The organism is Plantibacter sp. (genome assembly GCF_059073635.1).
The window spans coordinates 90,584-112,997 of sequence record NZ_JCACOF010000008.1 but is presented as its reverse complement, the minus strand read 5'-3'; the positions used below and the strand labels follow the sequence as shown (position 1 = coordinate 112,997).

The window sequence follows — 22,414 nt, the reverse complement described above, 5'->3', positions numbered from 1 at the left end:
CCCGGTGACGACCAGCGGCGCCGGCGCAGCGCTCTCCCACGTGGGTAAAGTGCGCTCAAACAACCAGGATTCCGGCTACTCCGGGCACCACCTGTTCGTCGTCGCCGACGGCATGGGCGGCCACGCCGGCGGTGACGTCGCCTCGGCGATGGCACTCAACCGCATCATCGAGGCCGACGAGCCGTACCCGTCCTCCGAGGCCGCTGAGGCGACGCTCCAGTCCGCGATCCTCGCGGCGAACTCCATCCTGGGCGACACGGTCTCGAAGCACCGCGAGCTGACCGGCATGGGCACCACGGTCTCCGCGCTCGCGGTCATCGGCAACGAGGTCGCCATCGCCCACATCGGCGACTCCCGCATCTACCTCTTCCGTGAGGGCGAGCTCAGCCAGATCACGGTCGACCACACGTTCGTCCAGCGTCTCGTGGACTCCGGCCGGATCACGGCCGAGGAGGCGATGGTCCATCCCCGCCGATCCGTGCTGATGCGCGTCCTCGGCGACGTCGACGCCTCCCCCGAGATCGACACGATGACGCTCGGAACGCAGCCGGGTGACCGCTGGATCCTCTGCTCGGACGGTCTCTCGGGCGTGGTCGACGAGACGCACATCACCGCGACCCTCACCGAGAAGCTGTCGGCGCAGCGCACTGCCGAGAAGCTCGTCCGGCAGAGCCTGGACCGCGGTGCACCGGACAACGTCACCGTCGTGGTCGTCGACATCGTCGACGAGCCGGTGAGTGACGGTGAGCCCGTCGTCGTCGGTTCGGCCTCGAAGCCCGTGGCCTTCGCGCTCACCCCGTCGGTGAAGAAGCCGTCGCTCATCCCCAACAGCTGGCTGCACCCGGGGCGGGTCACCTCGCTCGGCAACTCGCACTTCGAGCCCGCCTCCGAGGACTACCTCGACGAGCTCATCGAGGAGGACGAGCGCCGCGCGAGACGTCGGCGCATCACCTGGCTCGTCGGTCTCATCGTGGTCATCGTCGCGATCGTCGGTGGTGTCGTGCTCGGGTACGCGTGGACCCAGACCCGCTACTTCGTCGGCGGCGACGACGACACGGTGGTCATCTACCAGGGCATCCAGCAGGACGTCGGCCCCATCAAACTCTCGAACGTCAAGGAGGACACCGGCATCCCGCTCGGCTCGCTCTCCGACTTCGACCGCCAGGCCGTCGACCAGACCATCAGCGCGTCCTCGTTCACCGAGGCCCTCGACATCGTGAAGCGATTGCGGGTGACCGATGACCAGTGACGTCGCAGCCCCCATCCAAGCCGACACCGGCGTCATCAAGACGATGCGCCGACTCCGGCTGCCGAAGAAGCTCCGCAACCTGGAGCTCGCGCTCCTCATCTTCGCGTTCGCCATCAACGCGGTCGCGGTCATGCTCGTGCAGCTCGGCGCCCTCGGGCACCTCGACTTCGCCCTGATCACCTTCGGCTCGGGCCTGTCACTCCTGGTCCTCGCCTTCCACATCGTGCTGCGCTACACCGCGGCGGAGGCCGACCCCTTCCTGTTACCGATCGCCACCGTGCTCGGCGGCGTCGGCATCGCTGAGATCTACCGGATCGACATCGCCCTCGGCGACTCCGGTTGGGCGAGCGCCGCGGTCCGACAGATGGTGTGGAGTGCGATCGCGATCGCCGGGGCCATCGCCGTGGTCCTGATCATCCGCAACCACCGCGTGCTCTTCAAGTACACGTACATCGCCGGCCTCTTCGCCTTCGTCCTCCTCCTGCTGCCCCTGCTGCCGGGCATCGGTCGGGAGGTCAACGGCGCCCGCGTCTGGATCGGCATCGGCGACGCGGTCACCTTCCAGCCCGGCGAGATCGCGAAGATCGCTCTCGCGGTCTTCTTCGCCGGTTATCTCGTGCGCACGCGCGACAGCCTCTCGATGGTCGGCAAGAAGTTCCTCGGGATCCAGTTCCCCCGTCTGCGCGACCTCGGCCCGATCCTCGTGGTCTGGGCGATGGCGATGGGCGTGATCGTCTTCCAGCGCGACCTCGGAACCGGTCTGCTCTACTTCGGCATGTTCCTCGTCATGCTGTACGTCGCGACGAGCCGCGCCAGCTGGATCATCATCGGCCTGACGATGTTCTTCGCCGGTGCGTTCATCGCCGGCCAGACCCTCTCCTACGTCGCCGGTCGGTTCCACAACTGGTGGGACGCCTTCAACCCGGAGGTCTTCGACCGCGACGGCGGCAGCTACCAGCTCGTGCAGGGCATCTTCGGCCTCGCCCACGGCGGACTGCTCGGCACCGGGCTCGGCCAGGGCATGCCCGAGATCACCCCCGTCCCGCAGAGCGACTACATCATCGCCAGCCTCGGTGAAGAGCTCGGCCTCGCCGGTCTCTTCGCGATCTTCGCGCTCTACCTGCTGCTCGTCTCGCGGGGCTTCCGAGTCGGCTACGCCGGTACCGACGACTTCGGCAAGCTCCTCTCGATCGGCCTGGCGTTCACCGTCGCGCTGCAGGTCTTCGTCGTCGTCGGCGGCGTGACCCGCATCATCCCGCTCACGGGGCTCACCACACCCTTCCTGGCGGCCGGCGGGTCGTCGCTCGTCGCGAACTGGATCATCATCGCCGTCCTGCTCCGCATCTCCGACACGGTCCGAACCCAACCCAAGGCGGTGGTCTCATGAATCGCGAACTCAAGCGGGTGAGCATCGTCGTCCTGGCGATGTTCCTGGCGCTCTTCGGGTCGACCACGATCATCCAGATGTTCCAGGCCGACACCCTCAACGCCGACGGTCGCAACACGCGGACGCTCTACGACAGCTACCGGACGGAGCGGGGTCCCATCCTGCTCACGGACGGGACCGCCATCGCCTCGTCCGTCGCCAGTGACGACGAATACAAGTACCAGCGCGTCTACGCGAACGGCCCGCTGTACGCGCCCGTCACCGGCTACTTCTCGCCCACCCAGGGCTCGTCCGGTCTCGAACTCGCGACGAACGAGTACCTGAGCGGTACGTCGAACTCCCAGTTCCTCGACTCCATCAACCGGCTCATCTCCGGCCAGGCTCCGAAGGGTGCGGCGGTCGAGGTCACCCTGGACCCCGTCGTGCAGCAGGCCGCCTTCGACGCGCTCGGCGACCAGGAGGGCGCGATCGTCGCCATCGAGCCGAAGACGGGCAAGATCCTCGCCTCGGTGTCGAGCCCCGGCTACGACCCGAACGTCCTGGCCAGCCACGACAACGCGGCCGTGCTCGACGCCTACCGGACCCTCGACGACGACGACCGCCAGCCGCTCCTCAACAAGGGCGTCGACGGCGACCTCGATCCGCCCGGTTCCACCTTCAAGCTCGTCACCGCGGCCGCGGCGTTCGCCTCGGGCGACTACACGCCGGAGTCGGAGTTCCCGAACCCGTCCACCTACACGCTCCCCGGGACGAGCACCGTCATCCGCAACTCCGAGGGCGGAAGCTGCGGCGGCGGCGCGACGGTGTCCATCGCGACAGCCGTCGAGCTCAGCTGCAACATCCCGCTCGCGGAACTCGGCGTCGAACTCGGCTACGAGAAGATCCGCGACATGGCGCAGAGCTTCGGCTTCAACATGGACGTGAACATCACCGGAACGGGACTCAACCCCATGCCGATGCAGCCGAGCACCTTCCCGAACGCGCTGAGCGACGACCAGACCGCCATGGCAGCCTTCGGGCAGTACACCGTGCGGGCCTCGGCACTCCAGATGGCCATGGTCTCGGCCGGCATCGCGAACGGTGGCATCGTCTGCAACCCGCAGCTGGTGAACCGCGTCGTGAACCCCGATCTGAGCGTCCTCAAGGAGTTCGAACCGGCGCAGCTGTCGCAGCCGATCTCGAGTTCGGTGGCCAAGGAGATCACGGACATCATGGTCCAGGGCGTCCAGAGCGGTGCTGCGACTAATGCAAGAATAGATGGGGTCGATGTGGCTGGAAAGACAGGCACGGCACAGAACGGATCCGACGATCCGTACACGCTGTGGTTCACCGGTTTCGCGCCTGCGGACGACCCGAAGGTCGCCGTGGCGGTCGTTGTTGAAGATGGCGGTGGACTCGGACAGGACGGTTACGGCAACCTCGTGGCCGCGCCGATCGCGAAGAAAGTACTAGAGGCGGTGCTGAACAAATGAGACCGACAGCCGGGCTGACCTTCGGAGGTCGCTACGAACTGCAATCTCGCATTGCGATCGGTGGCATGGGCGAGGTGTGGCAGGCCACTGACCTGGTCATCGGCCGGACCATCGCCATCAAGATCCTCAAGGACGAGTACATGGGGGACCCCGGGTTCCTCGAGCGGTTCCGTGCCGAGGCGCGGCACGCCGCACTCGTGAACCACGAGGGCATCGCCAACGTCTTCGACTACGGCGAGGAGGACGGCAGCGCGTTCCTCGTCATGGAACTCGTGCCCGGTGAGGCCCTGTCCACCGTGCTCGAGCGCGAGCGTGTCCTGCCCACCGACAAGGTGCTCGACATCGTCGCGCAGACCTCGTCGGCACTCCAGGCCGCGCACGCCGCGGGCCTCGTCCACCGTGACATCAAGCCGGGCAACCTGCTCATCACGCCGGACGGCCGCGTCAAGATCACCGACTTCGGCATCGCCCGTATCGCCGACCAGGTGCCGCTCACGGCCACCGGTCAGGTCATGGGCACCGTGCAGTACCTCTCGCCCGAGCAGGCGAGCGGGCACCCCGCCTCACCGTCGACGGACATCTACTCGCTCGGCATCGTCGCGTACGAGTGCCTCGCCGGACGCCGTCCGTTCACGGGCGAGTCGCAGGTCGCCATCGCGATGGCGCAGATCAACGAGCAGCCGCCGGAGCTCCCCGTCACGATCGCCGAGCCGGTCCGCCGGTTCGTCATGTCGATGATCGCGAAGAACCCGGTCGACCGTCCGGCATCGTCCGCCCACGTCGCGCGCGCCGCCCAGGCGCTCCGTCGAGGCGACCTCAACGCCGCGGCCGCAGCCGTGCCGATGATCCTCGGTGGGGCCGGCGACGCCGCGACCACCGTGATGGACCAGACCCGCCGGATGCCCGCAGCCGACGACGCGACCACGCAGTTGCTGTCCGCCGCCGAAGCGGACCAGCTCGAGGACGACGTCGAGGGCGAGGGCGAGAAGAAGAAGCGCAGCAAGTGGACCTGGCCGCTCATCGGTCTCGTCGCCCTGCTCGTCATCGTGCTGGTCGGTTCGCTGATCGCCGTGTTCGCGAACCAGGGGAACGACGCCGGGAGGTACGACTCCGTCGGCGACACGACGTCCAGCGACGCCGAAGCCGACGAAGACCCCGACGCCCGACGCCGACGCCCACGCCCACGGTGTTCCCGATCAACCTGAGCGACCTCCAGGGCCGGTCCTTCGACGAGCTCAACACGATCTTCAGCGCGCCGCCGTACAACTTCAGCGTGTCGAAGAACGTCGGCGACCCGGCCACGACGCCGGAGCAGGTCGACACCGTCTACGACGTGAACCCCACGGGCAACGTCAAGACCGGTTCGGCCATCACGCTGACCGTCTACGACGAGATCGCGGTCATCAACCCGCCGACCGAGGCACCGAAGCTCGACCAGTCGGTGCTCGACGACGGCTCGCTCGTCATCCCGAAGGACGCGACCTCGACCTCGATCAAGGTCGACTGGCTCGCCGTGCAGAACGCCTGCCCGACCGGGGCCGACTTCCTCGGCTACACCGTCGCCGTCTCCGGCGGCTACTTCCAGAACAACTCCTCGGGCCAGTTCGATGCGAACACCACGACGGGTACCATCACGGTCGACGCCGGTGGGCACGCTCTCGGTCTCGTACGCGGTCCGCTGCAGCACGGGTACCTCCTCCGGATCGCCGTCCTCCGAGTCGATCAACGTCATCAAGGGGCAGTAGGCCGATGCCGCGACGAGTGCTCTCAGGGTCATCCCTGAGAGCACTCGGAAGGTGCCCGGGTAAGCTGTTAGTGTTTGTCCTCCAAGCGAATTCAGGGGTGGTACGTGGCTGACGATCAACGCCTGCTCGCAGGCCGATACGTCGTCGGCGACCTCATCGGTCGCGGGGGCATGTCCAACGTCTTCCGCGGCGTGGACACCAAGCTCGGTCGCACCGTCGCCATCAAGGTCCTGAAGTCCACGCTCGCCACCGACCCCGCATTCCGCTCCCGTTTCCGTCAGGAGGCGCAGGCCGCCTCACGGATGGCGCACCCCACGATCGTCCGCGTGTACGACGCCGGCGAGGAGCGGGTGAAGGACGGCTCGGGGCACGACCTCATCGAGCCGTTCATCGTCATGGAGTACGTCGAAGGGCGCATGCTCAAGGACCTCATCGCCGAGGGTCCCGTCGAGTCCGAAGAGGCGGTGCGCATCGCGCACAGCATCCTCACCGCGCTGGAGTACTCCCACCGAGCCGGCGTCGTGCACCGCGACATCAAGCCGGGCAACGTCATGATCACCACGGCCGGCGACGTCAAGGTCACCGACTTCGGCATCGCACGCGCCGTCTCCGATTCGTCCACGACGGTCGCCCAGACGACAGCCATCCTCGGTACGGCCGCGTACTTCTCGCCCGAGCAGGCCAAGGGCGAGACGGTCGACGCCCGGACCGACCTCTACTCCACCGGCGTCGTCCTCTTCGAGATGCTGACGGGCAAGGCGCCCTTCCGCGGCGACACCGCCGTCGCCGTCGCGTACCAGCACGTGAGCGAGCGCCCGGTGAAGCCGAGCTCGATCAACCCGAAGGTGTCGCCGGCGCTCGACCAGGTCGTCCTCCGAGCCCTCGCGAAGGATCGCTTCGAGCGGTACCAGAGCGCCGTCGAGTTCCGTGAGGATCTCGACGAAGCCGGGGCCGGCCATGTGCCGGTCCGACGCGACGACCACGACTCACTGTTCGGCCCATCACCGACGGCGGCGTCCAGCACCGAGCAGGCGATCCGTCAGCTCACCTCGGACGACACCGTCACGCGTACCCAGCGCCGCCCGCCGGTCGTGTGGATCTGGGCTGCCATCGCCGGTATCGCCGTCATCCTCTTCTCCCTCGTGTTCTGGGTGGTGCAGCTGCCGCCCGCGACGAGCATCTCCACGGACTCCCGAGAGGTGCCGGATCTCGTCGACGCCACGTGGGAGAGCGCGAACAGCACGATCGAGCAGCTCGAACTCGTCCCCACCAAGTTCGACGAAGCGAGCAGCGACTACAAGGCGGGTCACGTCATCCGCACCGACCCGCCCGGCGGCACCACGGTGACCAAGAACACGCAGATCAAGGTCTACGTGTCGACCGGCCGTGCTCAGGTCGAGGTCCCCGACGTCGTCAACCAATCCTCGGAGGCCGCGTGGGCTGCGGTCGCCGCCGCCGGCCTCACGCAAGGCTCCGTGACCCGGGAGAACTCGCCGACCGTGCCGGCAGGTGTCGTGCTGCGGATGGATCCCGGAGCGGGTACCTCCGTCGACCAGGGGTCCACGGTCAACCTCGTCGTCTCCAGCGGCAACGTCACGCTGACGGACGTCGTCGGGCAGCCGCTCCTCGACGCGACGAACTACCTCCAGGATGCGACGAGGCAGTTCACCGTGCAGCCGCAGGCCGACGCGACGTGCAAGGCCGTCGCCGGCGACCCGGTCACGGCCATGTCACCCGCACCAGGCGACATCCCGCAGAAGTCCGTCATCACGCTCACCTACTGCACCGGTCCGTAGGCTGCGCCGGTTCCTAGGCTCTCGAAGGACGGTCCCTGAGCAAGCTCACCGGTCCCTGCGCAAGCTCTCCGGTCCCTGAGCCTGTCGAAGGGCCTACCGGGTCATGAGCGGGCTGAGCCCTCGTGCCCGCTCATTCGCACCGGTGAGCCCGGTCGTCTCGAGCCAGTTCGCCAGGAGCTGGTAGCCGCCCTCGGAGAGCACCGACTCCGGATGGAACTGCACGCCGTGGATCGGGGCGTCACGGTGGCGGAGCCCCATGATGACGCCGCCGGTCGTCCGGCTCGTCACGACGAGCTCCTCGGGCACGCTGCCGTCGACGACGGCGAGCGAGTGGTACCGGGTGGCGTTGAACTGCTGCGGGATACCCCGGTAGAGGACACTGCCGTCGTGTTCCACGAGCGAACTCTGTCCGTGCATCAGCTCGTCGGCGGTGTGCACGGTCGCTCCGAACGCCTCGGCGATCGCCTGGTGGCCGAGGCACACTCCGAGGAGTGGCGTCCCGGTTCGGTACGCCGCGCGCACGGTGGCCAGCGAGATCCCGGCGTCAGCGGGCCGACCGGGTCCGGGTGAGACGAGTACGCCGTCGAACCCGAGGATCCGCTGCTCGAGGTCGTCGAGCGCGACGCCGTCGTTCTGCACGACGACGGTCTCTGCACCCAGTTGTTCGACGTACCCGTTCAGCGTGTAGACGAAGCTGTCGTAGTTGTCGACGACCAGGACGCGGGTCATTCGTTTCCGACGGTCACATTCTGATCGACGATGAACGAGTCCACGTAGGGGAACACCCAGGTGAAGAGTGCGGCCACGACCGCGACGAACAGGACGACGAGGATGATGATCCTCAGCCACACGGGTCCGGGCAGGACCCTCCAGAGTGCGCCGTACATCGTCAGCCTCCAGCGGCCGCGACGGACGCGGCGATCTCGGCGGGCGGCCCGGCGGACAGCGGCTGCCAGGACTCGTACACCGCGTAAGCGATACTGCGTTCCGCCGTCGAATAGAGCGGGTTGCAGGTGGTCAGGGTGAGGATGCGCTGCGTCGGTGCGACACCGTCGACCTGGGGGACGGGGTTGAGGACGTCCACCTGGGTGGGCAACACGTAGGTGATGTTCCGGAACACGTAGGTGTAGTAGCCGTCGGCCGTCTGGACGTAGACCTTGTCGCCGATCTGCAGGTCGCTGATCAGGGTCATCGCGCCGCCATAGGCCTTGCGGTGACCGGCGACGACGAAGTTGCCGACCTCTCCGGGCATCTGGGTGCTCGGGTAGTGACCGACGCCGAGGTCGAAGCTGTTGAGGACGGTCGCGGTGTCGACACCCTCGGCCACGACGCGGCGGTAGTCGGCGCCGTACCGCGGAACGTAGAGCACCGCGAACGGGTCGCCCGGCGCGGGACGGGCGGTGACGGGCGGCTCACCGTAGTTCGGCGCGCCGGTCGCATCCACCGTCGGTTCGGGTGCGGGAGCGGTCTCGGCGTTCTTGATCCACTCCTGCGACTGGCTCGACGCGGCGTTCGCCTGGCTGCCGGCCATGATCATGTCGTTCCACCAGAGCTGCCAGGCGAGGAACAGCAGGACCACCATGCCTGCGGTGATGAGCAGCTCGCCGGCCACCCCGAAGACGCTGATGCGGTGCTTCGACGGCGCTCTGCGCTCAGCGGCGCGTGCGCTCGCTCGCGAAGGTAGGTCGTCGGTCACGCATGGATTCTACCGAGAAGAACTCGGGATCGGCTGATCCCCAAGGCACCGATTGGGGTGAACAGGTAGAATGTCGGCATGGCACGCACGAAGTCACGAAGCAAACCGTCCCGCGAACCCGAGCAGACGAGCGGCGAACCCGCACCGAACGCGGTCTGGTTCAAGCCGGTCATGTTCGGCTTCATGCTCCTCGGCCTCGCCTGGATCGTCGTCTACTACCTGAGCGGCACGCTGCTCCCGATCCAGTCACTCGGGCCGTGGAACATCCTCGTCGGCTTCGGCATCGCCTTCATCGGGTTCCTCATGACCACCAGATGGCGCTAGCCTCACTCACTTCACGTCGTGCACAGCGGGTCGTCCTCTCGGACGGCCCGCTGTTTCGTGTACCGGGCATCCGTCGTAGCGAGTTCTCCACAGGAATGTGGAGAACTTCCGAGTTATCCACATGCCGGTGTGGAGAACCGCCGGGAGTCCCGGAAACACGGGGAACCACACCGGTGTAATTATCCCCAGTGTTCATAACTCTGTGGATAACTCGCGTCAACCTTCAACGTCTGCTGCATGGTTGCGGCTCACGGCCGAGCGCACCACTGGTCGACGCGGGTCGCCGGGTAGTACCCGGTCACCGAGCCCGGTCGCCGAGCCGAACCCGGTCACCGAGCCGAACCCGGTCACTGAGCCGACACCCGGTCACTGAGCCTGTCGAAGTGCGGTCCCGCTCAGAGCAGGGCGGGCAGCAGGCTGGCGCCCACGAGGACGACGCTCAAGGCGCCGATCAGGACTGCCTGGAGCGGCTGCTGGGTGCGCTTGCGGGTGTTGACGAGGATGAGGCCGATGAGGGCGCCGCCGACGAGCCCGCCCAGGTGGGCCTGCCAGGCGATGTTCACGCCGGGGATGAAGCCGATGACGAGGTTGATGCCCAGGAGCACCAGCAGCCCGCGGGTGTCGGCACCCATGCGTCGCTGGATGACGAGGAACGCCCCGAGGAGACCGAAGATCGCGCCCGAGGCGCCGACGACGGCCGTCCTCGGGTCGGCGAGGAACAGGACACCGACCGAACCGGCGAACCCGGCGACCAGGTAGAGCGCGAGGAACCGCCAGTGCCCGAGCATGGTCTCGAGGATCCGGCCGAAGATCCAGAGCGTGTACATGTTCAGCAGGATGTGGAAGATGAACCCCTGCGAGTGCACGAACACGGCGGTCAGCATCCGCCAGGGCTGGAGGGCGCCGTACGACGGATCGGAGTACACGCCGGCGTAGAGGAGCGCGTTCGTGACGCCGAGCCCGGGGATCCACTGCAACAGGAACACGAACGCCGTCACGGCGATGATCGCGTACGTGACGATGGGGGAGGAGTTGCTGATCCTCGCGCCGAGACGGTTGCGAGGGGCGCTCTGTCGTTGCGCCTTCATGTCCTCCGGACAGATGAAACCGACTGCCCCGGGCGTCTGGCATTCTCCACAGATCGTCCGACCGCAACGCTGGCAGAGCACGAAGCTCTGTCGGTCGGGGTGGCGATAGCAGAAGTTGGCCGACGGATCCCGGGGCAGGGTCACGGTCTGTCCTCCGAGCGGGGTCTAGGCCTCGGAGATGGTGACGCTCTCGAGGACGACGGGCTCGATCGGCTTGTCGCCGGCACCGGTCGGGACGGCCTGGATGGCGTCGACGACCGCGCGGGACTCGGCGTCGGCGACCTCACCGAAGATGGTGTGCTTGCCCTGGAGCCACTGCGTGGGAACGGTCGTGATGAAGAACTGCGAACCGTTCGTGCCCTCGACGGCGCCCGTGATGGCGTTGCGGCGCTTGCCGGCGTTCGCCATGGCGAGGATGTAGGGCTCGTCGAAGTTGAGCTCCGGGTGGATCTCGTCGTCGAAGTTGTAGCCCGGGCCACCGGTGCCGGTTCCGAGCGGGTCGCCGCCCTGGATCATGAACGCGGGGATGATGCGGTGGAAGATGAGGTCGCTGTACAGCGCGTCGTTCCGGGTCTGGCCCGTCTTCGAGTCCGTCCACTCGCGCCCGCCGGTCGCCAGGTCGGTGAAGTTCTTGACCGTCTTGGGAGCGTGGTCCCCGAAGAGGTTGACCTTGATCTCACCGTGGTTGGTGTGCAACGTGGCGACTGCGGTGTGCTTTGACATACTCCCAATTCTTGCACAAGGGTTCGGGACTCTCGGATGGTATCCAGGGGTCTAAGTGGCAAGATGGAGGTTACGTTGTTGCCGCGATCATTGGAGATGACCACATGAGCCTGTCACGCAAGCGCCGGAAAGAGCTCAAGAAGCTCAAGGGTTCCGCTGCCGACCTCTGGGACTCCCAGCAGGATGTCCTGAACCACGCCAACGAAGTCGCTCGTGAGGTGAGCCGTCAGCTCGGGAACTTCTCGAAGGAGCAGGTGGTCCCCGTCGTGCGCGACACCTACGAGCACCGCGTCGTCCCGACGGTCGACCGGGGGATCAAGGTCTCCCGCAACGCCGTCGACGGCGTGCGCAAGGGCATCTCGGATGGCGTCGTCCCCGCTGTCGGTGGCGTCGTCGGTACGGTGCTGAGCATCGGCGACATCGCCAAGGACACCCGCGTGCAGGCGGCTCTCCGTCGCCTCCACGTGCCCGAGCAGGTGCTGCCCGCCAAGAAGGGCGCGAGCGCCGGTACCGTCATCGCGATCGGCCTCGGCGTCCTCGCCGCTGCCGGTGTCGCCTACGCCGTCTGGCAGACGTTCCGCGCAGACGACGAGCTGTGGGTCTCCGACGAGGAGCCTGCCGCTTCCTGATCACGCTTCGCACGACGCAGCCCCTCGCCGGTCTCCGACCGGGGAGGGGCTTCGTGTTGTGACGGCTGTGCTCAGATGAGGCCGGCGAAGCGTCGTCCGACGTCGACGAGGCTGACGCGGTCGAGTGAGCCGACCTCCTCGAGCGGGTACCACGCGGCGTAGTCGGTGCTGCCGTCGGCCTCGTAGGTCAGCGTGCCGCCGGTGAGGTGCGCCCGGTAGACGATGCGCAGCGTGTGGAGCGGCCCGGTGGCCGTCGTGCTGAGGCGACGCTCCGCCGGAACGACCTGCGAGTCGACGCCGATCAAGTCGTCGAGCTCCGCGTGGTAGCCGGTCTCCTCGAACACCTCGCGGACGGCCGCGTCGGCCGGGTCCTCACCGGGGTCGATCCCGCCGCCGGGGAGCGTCCATCCGCTGTGTCCGCTCTCGTTCCAGTGGGAGAGGAGCATGCCCCGTTCGTCGACGATGACGGCATATGCAGCGACGCGGATATCCATGCCGTCAGCCTAACCGCCGGGCCCCGCGACAACGGAGAACGCCCCCGGCGTCTGCCGAGGGCGTTTCTGGACTGTGGAGCCTGGGAGAATCGAACTCCCGACATCCTGCTTGCAAAGCAGGCGCTCTACCAACTGAGCTAAGGCCCCGGATGGAACAGATCCGGAGATCCGATCCAATCGGTGTGTTGCTGGTCGTGCAGGGTGGGGCTACCAGGACTTGAACCTGGGACCTCTTCGTTATCAGCGAAGCGCTCTAACCGCCTGAGCTATAGCCCCGTTTTGAACCTTGTTGAGACTACCCGATTCCCGCCGCAACTCATAATCGAGCGGCGCCGCACGGGGCGGCGCCGACCCGACGGAGCGTCAGTTGTTGGTGAACCCGACGAGGAGGCCACCCGTGATCTTCACGCTGAGGTTGTAGAGCCCCGCGAGGAGCGCTCCCATCAGCGTGATGACGATGAGGTTGAGCAGCGCCACGATGCCGGCGAAGGCCATGACCTGCGGCAGGTTGACGTACTGCAGGATGTTGTTCCCCGGTCCGGCGATGTCGGTGAACAGGCCACCGACCTTCGTGAAGACACCGGTGGTGTTGAGCACCGTGTAGACGAGGAAGAAGAACACCACGATGACCACGGCGACCGCGATCGCCGCCAGGAACGACAGCTTCACCGCCGACCAGAAGTCGATGTACACCAGCTTCAGGCGCACCTGCTTGGTGCTGGTGCGTTTGGTCGACTTCTTGGCCAACTTCTCTGCGACGCTACTGCTCATCTACTTCTTCCTTCATCGCCGGAGTCTCGTCCGGCACGGATGCCTCGGGTTCTGCACCCTCCGGGGCGGCTGCGTCTGCAACCGTCTCCGGAACATCCTGGGTCTCAAGGTTTCGGTCACTGTTCTTGGCCAGCGCGATGATTCGGTCGCTCTCCGCGAAACGTGCGAAGACGACGCCCATCGTGTCGCGCCCCTTCGCTGGAACTTCGGCCACGGCAGACCTTACCACCTTGCCACTGGCAAGAACCACAAGGACCTCGTCGCTCTCGTCGACGATCAGGGCGCCCGCGAGGGTGCCTCGATCGTCGTTCAGCTTGGCCACCTTGATGCCCAGACCACCGCGGTTCTGGCCGCGGTACTGGTCGATGTTGGTGCGCTTCGCGTAGCCGCCCTCGGTCACGACGAAGACGAACGCCTCGCGTTCCTCACCCTCGACGGACGGCAGCACCGACGCCGAGAGCAGCTTGTCGTCGTCGCGGAAGTGCATGCCGATGACGCCGCTCGTCGCGCGTCCCATCGGCCGCAGGGTCTCGTCGCTCGCCGTGAAGCGGATCGACATGCCCTTGCGGGACACCAGCAGGACGTCGCTGTCGTTCTCCACGAGCAGCGCGGAGGTGAGCTCGTCGCCCTCGCGCAGGTTGATCGCGATGATGCCGCCCGAGCGGTTCGTGTCGTACTCCGAGAGCGCCGTCTTCTTGACGAGGCCGTCGTGCGTCGCGAGGACCAGGTACGTCGCGGCCTCGTAGTCGCGGATGTCGAGGATCTCGGCGATCTCCTCGTCGGGCTGCATGGCGAGCAGGTTGGCCACGTGCTGGCCCTTGGCGTCGCGGCCGGCCTCCTGCAGCTCGTAGGCCTTCGCGCGGTACACGCGACCCTTCGTCGTGAAGAAGAGGAGCCAGTGGTGCGTCGTCGTCACGAAGAAGTGGTCGACCACGTCGTCCGCGCGCAGCTGGGCGCCCTTGACACCCTTGCCACCGCGGTGCTGCTGACGGTAGTTGTCGCTGCGCGTGCGCTTGATGTACCCGCCGCGGGTGACGGTGATGACCATCTCCTCTTCGGGGATCAGGTCTTCCATGTTCATGTCGCCGTCGAAGCCGAACATGATCTCGGTGCGGCGGTCGTCGCCGTACTTGTCGACGATCGCGGTCAGCTCCTCGCTGACGATCTCGCGCTGACGGACCGGCTTCGCGAGGATGTCCTTGAGGTCGGCGATCTGCGCTTCGATCTCGGCTGCCTCGTCGATGATCTTCTGACGCTCGAGGGCGGCGAGACGACGCAGCTGCATGTCGAGGATCGCGCTGGCCTGGAGCTCGTCGATCTCGAGGAGGTCCATGAGGCCCGTGCGCGCCTCGTCGGCGGACGGCGAGCGACGGATGAGCGCGATGACCTCGTCCAGTGCGTCGAGCGCCTTCAGGTAGCCGCGGAGGATGTGTGCGCGCTCCTCCTTCTTGCGGAGTCGGAACACGGTGCGGCGGACGATGACCTCGACCTGGTGCGTCACCCAGTTGGTGATGAACCCGTCGAGCGGCAGCGTGCGCGGGATGCCGTCGACGATCGCGAGCATGTTCGCGCCGAAGTTGTCCTGCAGCTGCGTGTGCTTGTAGAGGTTGTTGAGGACGACCTTCGCGACCGCATCGCGCTTCAGCACGATGACGAGCCGCTGGCCGGTACGACCGGAGGTCTCGTCGCGGATGTCGGCGACGCCGCCGAGACGACCCTCCTTGACGAGGTCGGCGATCTTCAGCGCGAGGTTGTCGGGGTTCACCTGGTACGGGAGCTCGGTGACGACGAGGCAGGTCCGGCCCTGGATCTCCTCGACGTTCACGACGGCCCGCATCGTGATGGAACCGCGACCCGTGCGGTAGGCGTCCTGGATGCCCTTGATACCGAGGATCTGCGCGCCGGTCGGGAAGTCCGGCCCCTTGATGCGCTGCATGAGCGCCTCGAGGAGCTCTTCCCGGCTGGCCTCGGGGTTCGCCAGGTGCCACAGGGCACCGTCGGCGACCTCGCGGAGGTTGTGCGGCGGGATGTTCGTGGCCATGCCGACCGCGATGCCGACGGAACCGTTGACGAGGAGGTTCGGGAAGCGCGCCGGCAGGACGACCGGCTCCTGGGACTCGCCGTCGTAGTTGGGCTGGAAGTCGACGGTCTCCTCGTCGATGTCGCGCACCATCTCCATGGCGAGCGGGGCCATCTTCGTCTCGGTGTACCGAGGGGCGGCCGCGCCGTCGTTGCCCGGTGAGCCGAAGTTGCCCTGGCCGAGCGCCAACGGGTACCGCAGGCTCCACGGCTGGACGAGGCGGACGAGCGCGTCGTAGATGGCCGTGTCGCCGTGCGGGTGGAACTGACCCATGACGTCGCCGACGACGCGCGCGCACTTGGAGAACGAGCGGTCGGGGCGGTAGCCGCCGTCGTACATCGCGTAGATCACGCGACGGTGGACGGGCTTCAGGCCGTCGCGGACGTCGGGCAGGGCGCGGCCGACGATGACGCTCATCGCGTAGTCGAGGTAGCTGCGCTGCATCTCGAGCTGCAGGTCGACCTGGTCGATCCGTCCGTGCACGCCGTGGTCCTCGTCCGGGACCGTGATCTCGTCGTTGGTTTCGTCTGCCATGTTCTCTTACTTCTCCTGGTCCCTGAGCTTGTCGAAGGGCCTGTTTGATGCGAGGTGGATCACTTCGACAAGCTCAGTGACCGGTGGATGAGGGTGGTTCGTGCCACTCAGATGTCGAGGAAGCGGACGTCTTTCGCGTTCTTCTGGATGAAGGTCCGGCGGGACTCCACGTCCTCGCCCATGAGCGTGGAGAAGATCTCATCGGCAGCCGCGGCGTCGTCGAGGGTGACCTGGAGGAGCGTCCGCGTCTGCGGGTCCATCGTGGTCTCCCACAGCTCCTTGTAGTTCATCTCGCCGAGACCCTTGTAGCGCTGGATCCCGTTCTCCTTCGGGATGCGCTTGCCCGAGGCGACACCGTCGGTGAGGAGGGCGTCGCGTTCGCGGTCGCTGTACACGTACTGGTGGTCGGCGTTCGACCACTTCAGGCGGTAGAGCGGCGGCTGCGCGAGGTACACGTATCCGAGGTCGACGAGCGGGCGCATGTAGCGGAACAGGAGCGTCAGCAGCAGCGTCGTGATGTGCTGGCCGTCGACGTCGGCATCGGCCATGAGCACGATCTTGTGGTACCGCACCTTGTCGGGGTTGAAGTCCTCACCGATGCCGGCACCGAAGGCCGTGATCATGGCCTGGACCTCGTTGTTCGCGAGCGCGCGGTCGAGGCGTGCCTTCTCGACGTTGAGGATCTTGCCGCGGAGCGGGAGGATCGCCTGGGTCTCCGGGTTGCGACCCTGCACGGCGGAGCCGCCTGCGGAGTCACCCTCGACGATGAAGATCTCGGACAGCGACGGGTCCTTCGACTGGCAGTCCTTGAGCTTGCCGGGCATGCCGCCACCCTCGAGGAGACCCTTGCGACGGGCCGTCTCGCGCGCCTTGCGGGCGGCGAGACGAGCGGTCGCGGCCTGCAGCGCCTTCCGGATGATCTCCTTGGCCTGGTTGGGGTTGCGGTCGAACCAGTCGTTGAGCTGCTCGCTGACGACCTTCTGCACGAACGCCTTCGCCTCGGTGTTGCCGAGCTTGGTCTTCGTCTGGCCCTCGAACTGCGGCTCGGAGAGCTTGACGGAGATGACGGCCGTGAGGCCCTCGCGGACGTCGTCGCCGGAGAGGTTGTCGTCCTTCTCCTTGAGGATGCCCTTCTCACGTGCGTACCGGTTCACGAGCGTGGTGAGCGCCGCACGGAACCCTTCTTCGTGGGTGCCGCCCTCGTGCGTGTTGATCGTGTTCGCGTAGGTGTGGACGCTCTCGTTGTACGCCGTCGTCCACTGCATCGCGACCTCGAGCGCGATCTTGCGCTCGGTGTTCTCCGACTCGAAGGAGATGATCTCGTCGTGGACGAGCTCGGCACGCTTGGCCTTGTTCAGGTACTCGACGTAGTCCTCGAGACCGCGCTCGTAGAAGAAGACGTCCTTGCGCTGCGAGTGGGCCGCCGAGTTGTCGTCGACGTCCTCGGCCTCGATGGCGTCGCGCAACGGCCGCTCGTCGGCGAGCTCGATGCGGAGGCCCTTGTTGAGGAACGCCATCTGCTGGAAGCGGGTCCGGAGCGTCTCGTAGTCGAACTCCGTCGTCTCGAACGTCTCGGCGCTCGGCCAGAAGGTGATCGTGGTGCCCGTCTCGGAGGACGGCTCGTCCTCGTGGAGCGGGGCGTCGGGGACACCGTGCTGGAAGCTCTGGCGCCAGACCGAACCCTGACGACGGACCTCGACCGAGAGGCGCGTGGACAGTGCGTTGACGACGGACGAACCGACGCCGTGGAGCCCACCGGAGACCGCGTACCCGCCGCCACCGAACTTGCCGCCGGCGTGCAGGATGGTCAGGACGACCTCGACGGTCGACTTCTTCTCGACCGGGTGGATGTCGACCGGGATGCCTCGACCGTTGTCGATGACGCGGACGCCGCCGTCCTCCAGGATGGTCACGAGGATCGTGTCGCAGTAGCCGGCGAGGGCCTCGTCCACGGAGTTGTCGACGATCTCGTAGACCAGGTGGTGCAGACCACGTGGACCGGTGGACCCGATGTACATACCGGGCCGCTTCCGGACGGCTTCGAGACCTTCGAGAACCTGGATGGCACTTGCGCCGTAATCAGAGTCTTGGGCGTGCGTGTTGGGTTCTGATGTCATAGGAAAAGAGGGCTCCAAACCGTCGAGATTCGACCGTTCCATCCTACCAAACAGACCCCGTGAAGCCGCGAGAAAACGCCCGTTTGAGGCACTTTTCCATGCCCGGAGGCCGTATTTGCCTCCCTAGCCGTAAGTATCGCGTGGACCACGCCCTGGGATCGACCTGGGGCCTCTTTTCCAGGAGGGTGCTCCGGGGCCCTGGAAACGGATCGTGTCGACACCGGCGTCGGGATAGCGTTCGGCGATGCGGACGAGGATCTCGTGGCGCATGTGCCGCAGCTGTGTCGCCCAGGCCGTCGACTGGCATTGGACGAGCAGGACGCCGTCCGCGATCGACACCGGTTCGGAGTACCTGGCGGTGTCCTCGCCGCACAACTCCGCCCAGTTCCCGAGGACCTCGTGCTGGGCGAGTGGCGAGTTCCACCCGAGTCCGGCGGTCAGCGAATCGATGACCGTCCCGAGGCCCTTGGGGTCGCGACCGACACCGTACGGCACCGAGTCCTGCGGCCCCTCGGCCGAGCGTTCGCGGCGCTTGCGATCACGGGAGATCCGTTCGCCACCGAAGATCTCCTTGAACCGGAGGTACACCGTGGCGGAGAGTTCCCCCGCCGGGTCGGCGTCCCGTCCGAGTCGCCGCGGCTCAGTCATGCGTCGACTCCGTGGGAAGCGGCTCGTTCACTGGGCCGGCCGCATCTTCCGGACCGTCGACGATCCGTCCGGCCTCGATGCGCACGACGTGCGCGGTGAACCGTTCGGGGACGTCGTCGAACACGGCCGCGGTGATGATGACCTGGTCGTACTCCGCGACCGCGGCCGCGAGGCGTTCCCGGCGACGCGAATCGAGCTCGGCGAAGACGTCGTCGAGGATGAGCACCGGATCGCCGAGGGACGAGTCGGCCCGGAGGAGCTCGGCCGAGGCGAGTTTGGCGGCGAGCGCGAACGACCACGATTCGCCGTGGCTCGCGTAGCCCTTGACCGGCAGCCCGTTGAGACCGAAGAACACGTCGTCGCGGTGTGGTCCGACGAGCGTCAGGCCCCGCTCGAGTTCGGCCGACCGACGCTGCGCGAGCGCAGCACGGAACCGTTCCGCGATGCGCGCCAGATCGACGGGCGCGCCCGGCTCCACGCCCTCCGTGGGATCGGCGGCTGCCGACTCGTCCTCGGCATCGGTGCCGGCGATACTGAGCACGGGCAGGAGGACCGGTCGGTGATCGTCGCCGGCCACGGCCTCGTACGCGGCACGCAGTGGCCCACCGAGCATGGCCAGGAGCTGCAGACGTTCGGCGATGATCTCCGTGCCGTACTGCACGAGTCGGTCGTCCCAGAGGTCGAGCGTCGCCAGGGGCCCGGACTTCAGCCCACGCGCCCTCGCCGACTTGAGGAGCGAGTTCCGCTGCTTCAGGGAGCGGTCGTAGTCGGCCATCACCCCGGCCAGGCGGGGGATCCGCTGCACGAGGAGCTGGTCGATGAACCGCCGGCGCGCCGACGGGTCGCCTCGGACGATCAAGAGGTCCTCCGGGGCGAACAGCACGGTGGACACGTACCGCGGCAGTTCGCGCGGCTTGATCTGCGACCGGTTCACCTGCGCGCGGTTGGCCGAACCCCGGTTGAGCTGCACCTCGGCGAGCAGCTCACGACCGTCGTGCACGATGCGCGCCCTGATGATCGCCGCGTCGGCACCGTGTCGGATGAGCGCCTGTTCGGAGGAGACCCGATGGGACCCGAGGCTGCTGAGGTATCCGATCGCCTCGACGAGGTTGGTCTTGCCTTGGCCATTGCGACCCACGAACAGATTGGGTCCGGGTTCGAGCGCCACATCGACCACCGCGTAGTTGCGGTAGTCGGTGAGATTCAAGTGCCGCACGATCACCACGTCACCCTACCGCCTCGCCCTGACGCCGAACGGGTCGGGGCGCCGTCGGACGTCCGAGCGCGCCCGTCACGACGACGCAGGGTGAACGAAATCGACCCTCCAGCGGAGCGGAAGGCTCCGGGAGGGTCGATTTCGTTCGTCAGGAGACGTCGTGTCGTCAGTCGTCGGCCTTCTTGACCGCGTGTCCGCCGAACTGGTTGCGGAGTGCGGCGACCGCCTTCATGGCCGGCGAGTCCTCCTGGCGCGACACGAAGCGGGCGAAGATCGATGCCGAGATGGTCGGGACGGGCACCGCGTTCGCGATGGCCTCCTCGATCGTCCAGCGGCCCTCACCCGAGTCCTCGACGTAGCCCTCGATCTGCTCGAAGTCCGGGTCCTCCTCGAGGGCGCGGACGAGGAGCTCCAGCAGCCAGGACCGCACGACGGTGCCGCGCTGCCAGGCCTTGAAGGTGCCGGGCACGTCCTTGATGATGTCCTCGCGCTTGTCGAGGAGCTCGAAGCCCTCGGCGTACGCCTGCATGAGCGCGTACTCGATGCCGTTGTGCACCATCTTCGCGTAGTGGCCGGCGCCGACCTCTCCGACGTGGACGAAGCCCTCATCGCGCGGGCCTTCAGGACGCAGGGCGTCGAAGACGGGCATGACCCGCTCCACCTGCTCCTTGGAACCGCCGACCATGAGGCCGTAGCCGTTGTCGACACCCCAGACACCGCCGGAGACGCCGGCATCGATGTAGTCGATGCCCTTCGCCGACAGCAGCTCAGCGTGCTTGAAGTCGTCCGTGAAGCGGCTGTTGCCGCCGTCGATGATCAGGTCGCCGGCCTCGAGCAGGCCGTTCAGCTCCTCGACGACGGAGTCGGTGATGGCCCCGGCGGGGACCATGACCCAGACCGTGCGAGGTGCCGGGAGCGCAGCGACGAGGTCGCTGATCGTCGCGACGTCGGTGACATCGGGGTTCCGGTCGAAACCGGTGACCTCGATGCCGTTCGCACGCAGACGCGTGCGCATGTTGTTGCCCATCTTGCCGAGACCGACGAGACCGATGTGCATGGTGGATCCTTTGCGTGTCAGCGCAGCAGCAGGTTCGGCTGCAGCAGGTACTTGTAGCTGTCGGCACCCGGCTGATCCTTGGAGGATTGGCTCGTGATGAGCATGGGTCCCGGCTTGTTCGTGTTCTCCGTCTTCGTGAACGAGAACCGCACGTACTCGCTCCGGACCGCGGTCAGACCGTCGATCAGGAACTGCGGCTTGAGGGAGAGCACGATGTCGTCGCCGGTGAGGAGGGCGTCGATGCCCTCGGATGCCTGCGCCTGCTCGGATCCGACGGCTTCGAGCGTGAGGCCGTCGATGGTGAAGGTGAAGCGGAGAGCCGCTTCGCGCTCGAGGACGAGCGACATGCGCCTGGTCGCCTCGATGAGTTCCGCGGTGTTGATGATCGCGTAGTTGTCGGTCGTCTCGGGGAAGAGCCGCTTGACCGGCGGGAAGTTGCCCTTGATCAGCAGCGAGGTGACCGTCTTGCGGTCGGCCCGGAACGCGATGAGCTCGCGGTCGTCGCGATTCGTGATCGCGACGTTGATGTTGCCGCTGTGGCCGAAGGTCTTGCCGACCTCCTGGAGCGTGCGGGCCGGCACGAGGGCCGTGATCGTCTCGCTGGAACCGTCGCCCTGGCCCGAGTCCCAGTCGATCTCGCGGACCGCGACGCGGTAGCGGTCGGTCGCGACGAGGCTGAGGCTCGTCTTGGAGACCTCGAGCTGCACGCCGGTGATGACCGGGGTCACGTCGTCGCGGCTTGCGGCGACAGCGACCTGGCTCACTGCGGTGGCGAACTCGTCGGCGGGCACGAGGCCGAAGTCGGCGTCGACCTGCGGGATCGTCGGGTACTCCTCGACGGGCATCGATCCGAGCGTGAACCGGGCAGAACCACAGGTGACCTCGATGCGGTTCTCGACCTTGCTGAACCGGACGGGCGCGTTCGGAAGGCGGCTGGCGATCTCCGAGAGCAGCCGGCCGTTGACGAGTGCCGTGCCGGCCTCCTCGACCTCGGCCGCGATGCCGGTCTGGCTGGAGACCTCGTAGTCGAAGGAGGACAGGATGAGACCGTCGTCACCGGCTTCGATGAGGATGCCGTTCAGGATCGGCAGCGTCGGGCGCTGCGGGAGCAGCTTCACTGCGAACGAGACGGCTTCGCTGAATACATCCCGGTTGACGCTGAATCGCACGACAAGTCCCCTGTCTCTGGCTCTCGATGACGTCACCAATGCTAGTGGGTCTGCTTCCGGGGTCGAGTGGGACGAGGTGCTGTGGAGAAGCGAGCCTGGGGAAAGGTTGTTTGGCGGAGAGATCATTGAATTAACGGTTAACAGTCTTAACCGGTGTGGAAACTGTGGATAAGTCCGCCGAACCCGCTCGAACACAGGGAACTACATGTGTGTAACTTG

The 22,414-nt window shown here is 66.7% G+C and carries 21 protein-coding genes and 2 tRNA genes; 8 read left to right on the top strand and 15 right to left on the bottom strand.

Features of this window, described 5'->3' with window-relative positions:
• Positions 1-4: 4 nt before the first annotated feature.
• The 6 genes from AC5JOC_RS07735 to pknB all read left to right on the top strand — a co-directional run bounded on the left by AC5JOC_RS07735 (position 5) and on the right by pknB (position 7,649).
• Positions 5-1,249 (top strand): Stp1/IreP family PP2C-type Ser/Thr phosphatase, encoded by a 1,245-nt coding sequence (locus AC5JOC_RS07735; RefSeq protein WP_079704334.1) that lies wholly within the window; start codon positions 5-7, stop codon positions 1,247-1,249.
• The gene (locus AC5JOC_RS07730) at positions 1,239-2,636 is read left to right on the top strand and encodes an FtsW/RodA/SpoVE family cell cycle protein (protein WP_079704333.1); all 1,398 of its coding nucleotides are present in this window, start codon (positions 1,239-1,241) and stop codon (positions 2,634-2,636) included. Before AC5JOC_RS07735 ends, AC5JOC_RS07730 begins: the two co-directional genes overlap by 11 nt.
• Positions 2,633-4,108 (top strand): peptidoglycan D,D-transpeptidase FtsI family protein, encoded by a 1,476-nt coding sequence (locus tag AC5JOC_RS07725; RefSeq protein WP_079704332.1) that lies wholly within the window; start codon positions 2,633-2,635, stop codon positions 4,106-4,108. The genes AC5JOC_RS07730 and AC5JOC_RS07725 overlap by 4 nt, the downstream gene beginning before the upstream one ends.
• Positions 4,105-5,313 (top strand): protein kinase domain-containing protein, encoded by a 1,209-nt coding sequence (locus AC5JOC_RS07720; protein ID WP_494246009.1) that lies wholly within the window; start codon positions 4,105-4,107, stop codon positions 5,311-5,313. The genes AC5JOC_RS07725 and AC5JOC_RS07720 overlap by 4 nt, the downstream gene beginning before the upstream one ends.
• Positions 5,295-5,891: a hypothetical protein gene (locus tag AC5JOC_RS07715; protein WP_494246007.1), complete on the top strand. Its 597-nt coding sequence runs from the start codon at positions 5,295-5,297 to the stop codon at positions 5,889-5,891. The genes AC5JOC_RS07720 and AC5JOC_RS07715 overlap by 19 nt, the downstream gene beginning before the upstream one ends.
• Positions 5,892-5,957: 66 nt before the next feature.
• The gene (pknB, locus tag AC5JOC_RS07710; RefSeq protein WP_192004005.1) at positions 5,958-7,649 is read left to right on the top strand and encodes a Stk1 family PASTA domain-containing Ser/Thr kinase; all 1,692 of its coding nucleotides are present in this window, start codon (positions 5,958-5,960) and stop codon (positions 7,647-7,649) included.
• Between the two features lie 93 nt (positions 7,650-7,742).
• Here pknB and AC5JOC_RS07705 read toward each other — a convergent pair whose 3' ends face one another.
• The 3 genes from AC5JOC_RS07705 to AC5JOC_RS07695 are packed head-to-tail and all read right to left on the bottom strand — an operon-like array spanning position 7,743 to position 9,345.
• Positions 7,743-8,378: an anthranilate synthase component II gene (locus AC5JOC_RS07705; protein ID WP_494246005.1), complete on the bottom strand. Its 636-nt coding sequence runs from the start codon at positions 8,376-8,378 to the stop codon at positions 7,743-7,745.
• Positions 8,375-8,536: a hypothetical protein gene (locus tag AC5JOC_RS07700; protein ID WP_164486886.1), complete on the bottom strand. Its 162-nt coding sequence runs from the start codon at positions 8,534-8,536 to the stop codon at positions 8,375-8,377. The genes AC5JOC_RS07705 and AC5JOC_RS07700 overlap by 4 nt, the downstream gene beginning before the upstream one ends.
• 2 nt (positions 8,537-8,538) lie before the next feature.
• Positions 8,539-9,345, bottom strand: a complete 807-nt coding sequence (locus AC5JOC_RS07695) for a class E sortase (protein WP_139382341.1) — start codon at positions 9,343-9,345, stop codon at positions 8,539-8,541.
• 78 nt (positions 9,346-9,423) lie between these two features.
• On the opposite strand from AC5JOC_RS07695, the gene AC5JOC_RS07690 reads away from it, so the two are divergent.
• Positions 9,424-9,669: a cell division protein CrgA gene (locus AC5JOC_RS07690; RefSeq protein WP_064294026.1), complete on the top strand. Its 246-nt coding sequence runs from the start codon at positions 9,424-9,426 to the stop codon at positions 9,667-9,669.
• Positions 9,670-10,064: 395 nt separating this feature from the next.
• Here AC5JOC_RS07690 and AC5JOC_RS07685 read toward each other — a convergent pair whose 3' ends face one another.
• Entirely contained in the window at positions 10,065-10,757 is a 693-nt protein-coding gene (locus AC5JOC_RS07685; protein ID WP_274498870.1) for a rhomboid family intramembrane serine protease, read from the bottom strand.
• Positions 10,758-10,922: 165 nt separating this feature from the next.
• Positions 10,923-11,480 carry a peptidylprolyl isomerase gene (locus tag AC5JOC_RS07680; protein WP_064294028.1) on the bottom strand — a complete coding sequence of 186 codons (558 nt, stop codon included), beginning with the start codon at positions 11,478-11,480 and terminating at the stop codon, positions 10,923-10,925.
• 104 nt (positions 11,481-11,584) lie between these two features.
• On the opposite strand from AC5JOC_RS07680, the gene AC5JOC_RS07675 reads away from it, so the two are divergent.
• The gene (locus tag AC5JOC_RS07675; protein ID WP_079704327.1) at positions 11,585-12,109 is read left to right on the top strand and encodes a hypothetical protein; all 525 of its coding nucleotides are present in this window, start codon (positions 11,585-11,587) and stop codon (positions 12,107-12,109) included.
• A 71-nt stretch (positions 12,110-12,180) separates the two neighbouring features.
• Here the strand turns inward: AC5JOC_RS07675 and AC5JOC_RS07670 are convergent, their stop codons facing one another.
• From AC5JOC_RS07670 to dnaN, 10 genes are all read right to left on the bottom strand, one after another.
• The gene (locus AC5JOC_RS07670; RefSeq protein ID WP_079704326.1) at positions 12,181-12,603 is read right to left on the bottom strand and encodes an NUDIX hydrolase; all 423 of its coding nucleotides are present in this window, start codon (positions 12,601-12,603) and stop codon (positions 12,181-12,183) included.
• Positions 12,604-12,677: 74 nt separating this feature from the next.
• Positions 12,678-12,750 (bottom strand) — tRNA-Ala (locus AC5JOC_RS07665).
• Between the two features lie 55 nt (positions 12,751-12,805).
• A tRNA-Ile gene (locus AC5JOC_RS07660) sits at positions 12,806-12,879 on the bottom strand.
• Between the two features lie 87 nt (positions 12,880-12,966).
• Positions 12,967-13,374, bottom strand: a complete 408-nt coding sequence (locus AC5JOC_RS07655; RefSeq protein WP_056010202.1) for a DUF3566 domain-containing protein — start codon at positions 13,372-13,374, stop codon at positions 12,967-12,969.
• Entirely contained in the window at positions 13,364-15,988 is a 2,625-nt protein-coding gene (gyrA, locus tag AC5JOC_RS07650; protein WP_159876516.1) for a DNA gyrase subunit A, read from the bottom strand. Before gyrA ends, AC5JOC_RS07655 begins: the two co-directional genes overlap by 11 nt.
• Before the next feature lie 107 nt (positions 15,989-16,095).
• Positions 16,096-18,105: a DNA topoisomerase (ATP-hydrolyzing) subunit B gene (gene gyrB / locus AC5JOC_RS07645; RefSeq protein WP_079704323.1), complete on the bottom strand. Its 2,010-nt coding sequence runs from the start codon at positions 18,103-18,105 to the stop codon at positions 16,096-16,098.
• A 123-nt stretch (positions 18,106-18,228) separates the two neighbouring features.
• Positions 18,229-18,753 (bottom strand): DciA family protein, encoded by a 525-nt coding sequence (locus AC5JOC_RS07640; protein WP_079704322.1) that lies wholly within the window; start codon positions 18,751-18,753, stop codon positions 18,229-18,231.
• Positions 18,746-19,975, bottom strand: coding sequence for a DNA replication/repair protein RecF (gene recF, locus AC5JOC_RS07635; RefSeq protein WP_494246000.1), 1,230 nt, complete (start codon positions 19,973-19,975; stop codon positions 18,746-18,748). The genes AC5JOC_RS07640 and recF overlap by 8 nt, the downstream gene beginning before the upstream one ends.
• A 160-nt stretch (positions 19,976-20,135) precedes the next feature.
• Complete coding sequence (gene gnd / locus AC5JOC_RS07630; protein WP_064294036.1) at positions 20,136-21,026, bottom strand: phosphogluconate dehydrogenase (NAD(+)-dependent, decarboxylating); 891 nt, start codon at positions 21,024-21,026, stop codon at positions 20,136-20,138.
• 17 nt (positions 21,027-21,043) lie between these two features.
• Entirely contained in the window at positions 21,044-22,195 is a 1,152-nt protein-coding gene (gene dnaN, locus AC5JOC_RS07625) for a DNA polymerase III subunit beta (RefSeq protein WP_064294037.1), read from the bottom strand.
• Between the last annotated feature and the right edge of the window lie 219 nt (positions 22,196-22,414).

Excerpts from the sequence above, each read along its gene's own strand:
- AC5JOC_RS07730 (WP_079704333.1), top strand. The coding sequence starts at position 1,239 with ATGACCAGTGACGTCGCAGCCCCCATCCAAGCCGACACCGGCGTCATC.
- AC5JOC_RS07700 (WP_164486886.1), bottom strand. The coding sequence starts at position 8,536 with ATGTACGGCGCACTCTGGAGGGTCCTGCCCGGACCCGTGTGGCTGAGG.
- AC5JOC_RS07680 (WP_064294028.1), bottom strand. The coding sequence starts at position 11,480 with ATGTCAAAGCACACCGCAGTCGCCACGTTGCACACCAACCACGGTGAG.
- AC5JOC_RS07655 (WP_056010202.1), bottom strand. The coding sequence starts at position 13,374 with ATGAGCAGTAGCGTCGCAGAGAAGTTGGCCAAGAAGTCGACCAAACGC.
- AC5JOC_RS07725 (WP_079704332.1), top strand. The coding sequence starts at position 2,633 with ATGAATCGCGAACTCAAGCGGGTGAGCATCGTCGTCCTGGCGATGTTC.
- AC5JOC_RS07705 (WP_494246005.1), bottom strand. The coding sequence starts at position 8,378 with ATGACCCGCGTCCTGGTCGTCGACAACTACGACAGCTTCGTCTACACG.
- AC5JOC_RS07720 (WP_494246009.1), top strand. The coding sequence starts at position 4,105 with ATGAGACCGACAGCCGGGCTGACCTTCGGAGGTCGCTACGAACTGCAA.
- AC5JOC_RS07675 (WP_079704327.1), top strand. The coding sequence starts at position 11,585 with ATGAGCCTGTCACGCAAGCGCCGGAAAGAGCTCAAGAAGCTCAAGGGT.
- gnd (WP_064294036.1), bottom strand. The coding sequence starts at position 21,026 with ATGCACATCGGTCTCGTCGGTCTCGGCAAGATGGGCAACAACATGCGC.
- gyrB (WP_079704323.1), bottom strand. The coding sequence starts at position 18,105 with ATGACATCAGAACCCAACACGCACGCCCAAGACTCTGATTACGGCGCA.
- AC5JOC_RS07670 (WP_079704326.1), bottom strand. The coding sequence starts at position 12,603 with ATGGATATCCGCGTCGCTGCATATGCCGTCATCGTCGACGAACGGGGC.
- AC5JOC_RS07685 (WP_274498870.1), bottom strand. The coding sequence starts at position 10,757 with ATGAAGGCGCAACGACAGAGCGCCCCTCGCAACCGTCTCGGCGCGAGG.
- AC5JOC_RS07690 (WP_064294026.1), top strand. The coding sequence starts at position 9,424 with ATGGCACGCACGAAGTCACGAAGCAAACCGTCCCGCGAACCCGAGCAG.
- AC5JOC_RS07640 (WP_079704322.1), bottom strand. The coding sequence starts at position 18,753 with ATGACTGAGCCGCGGCGACTCGGACGGGACGCCGACCCGGCGGGGGAA.
- gyrA (WP_159876516.1), bottom strand. The coding sequence starts at position 15,988 with ATGGCAGACGAAACCAACGACGAGATCACGGTCCCGGACGAGGACCAC.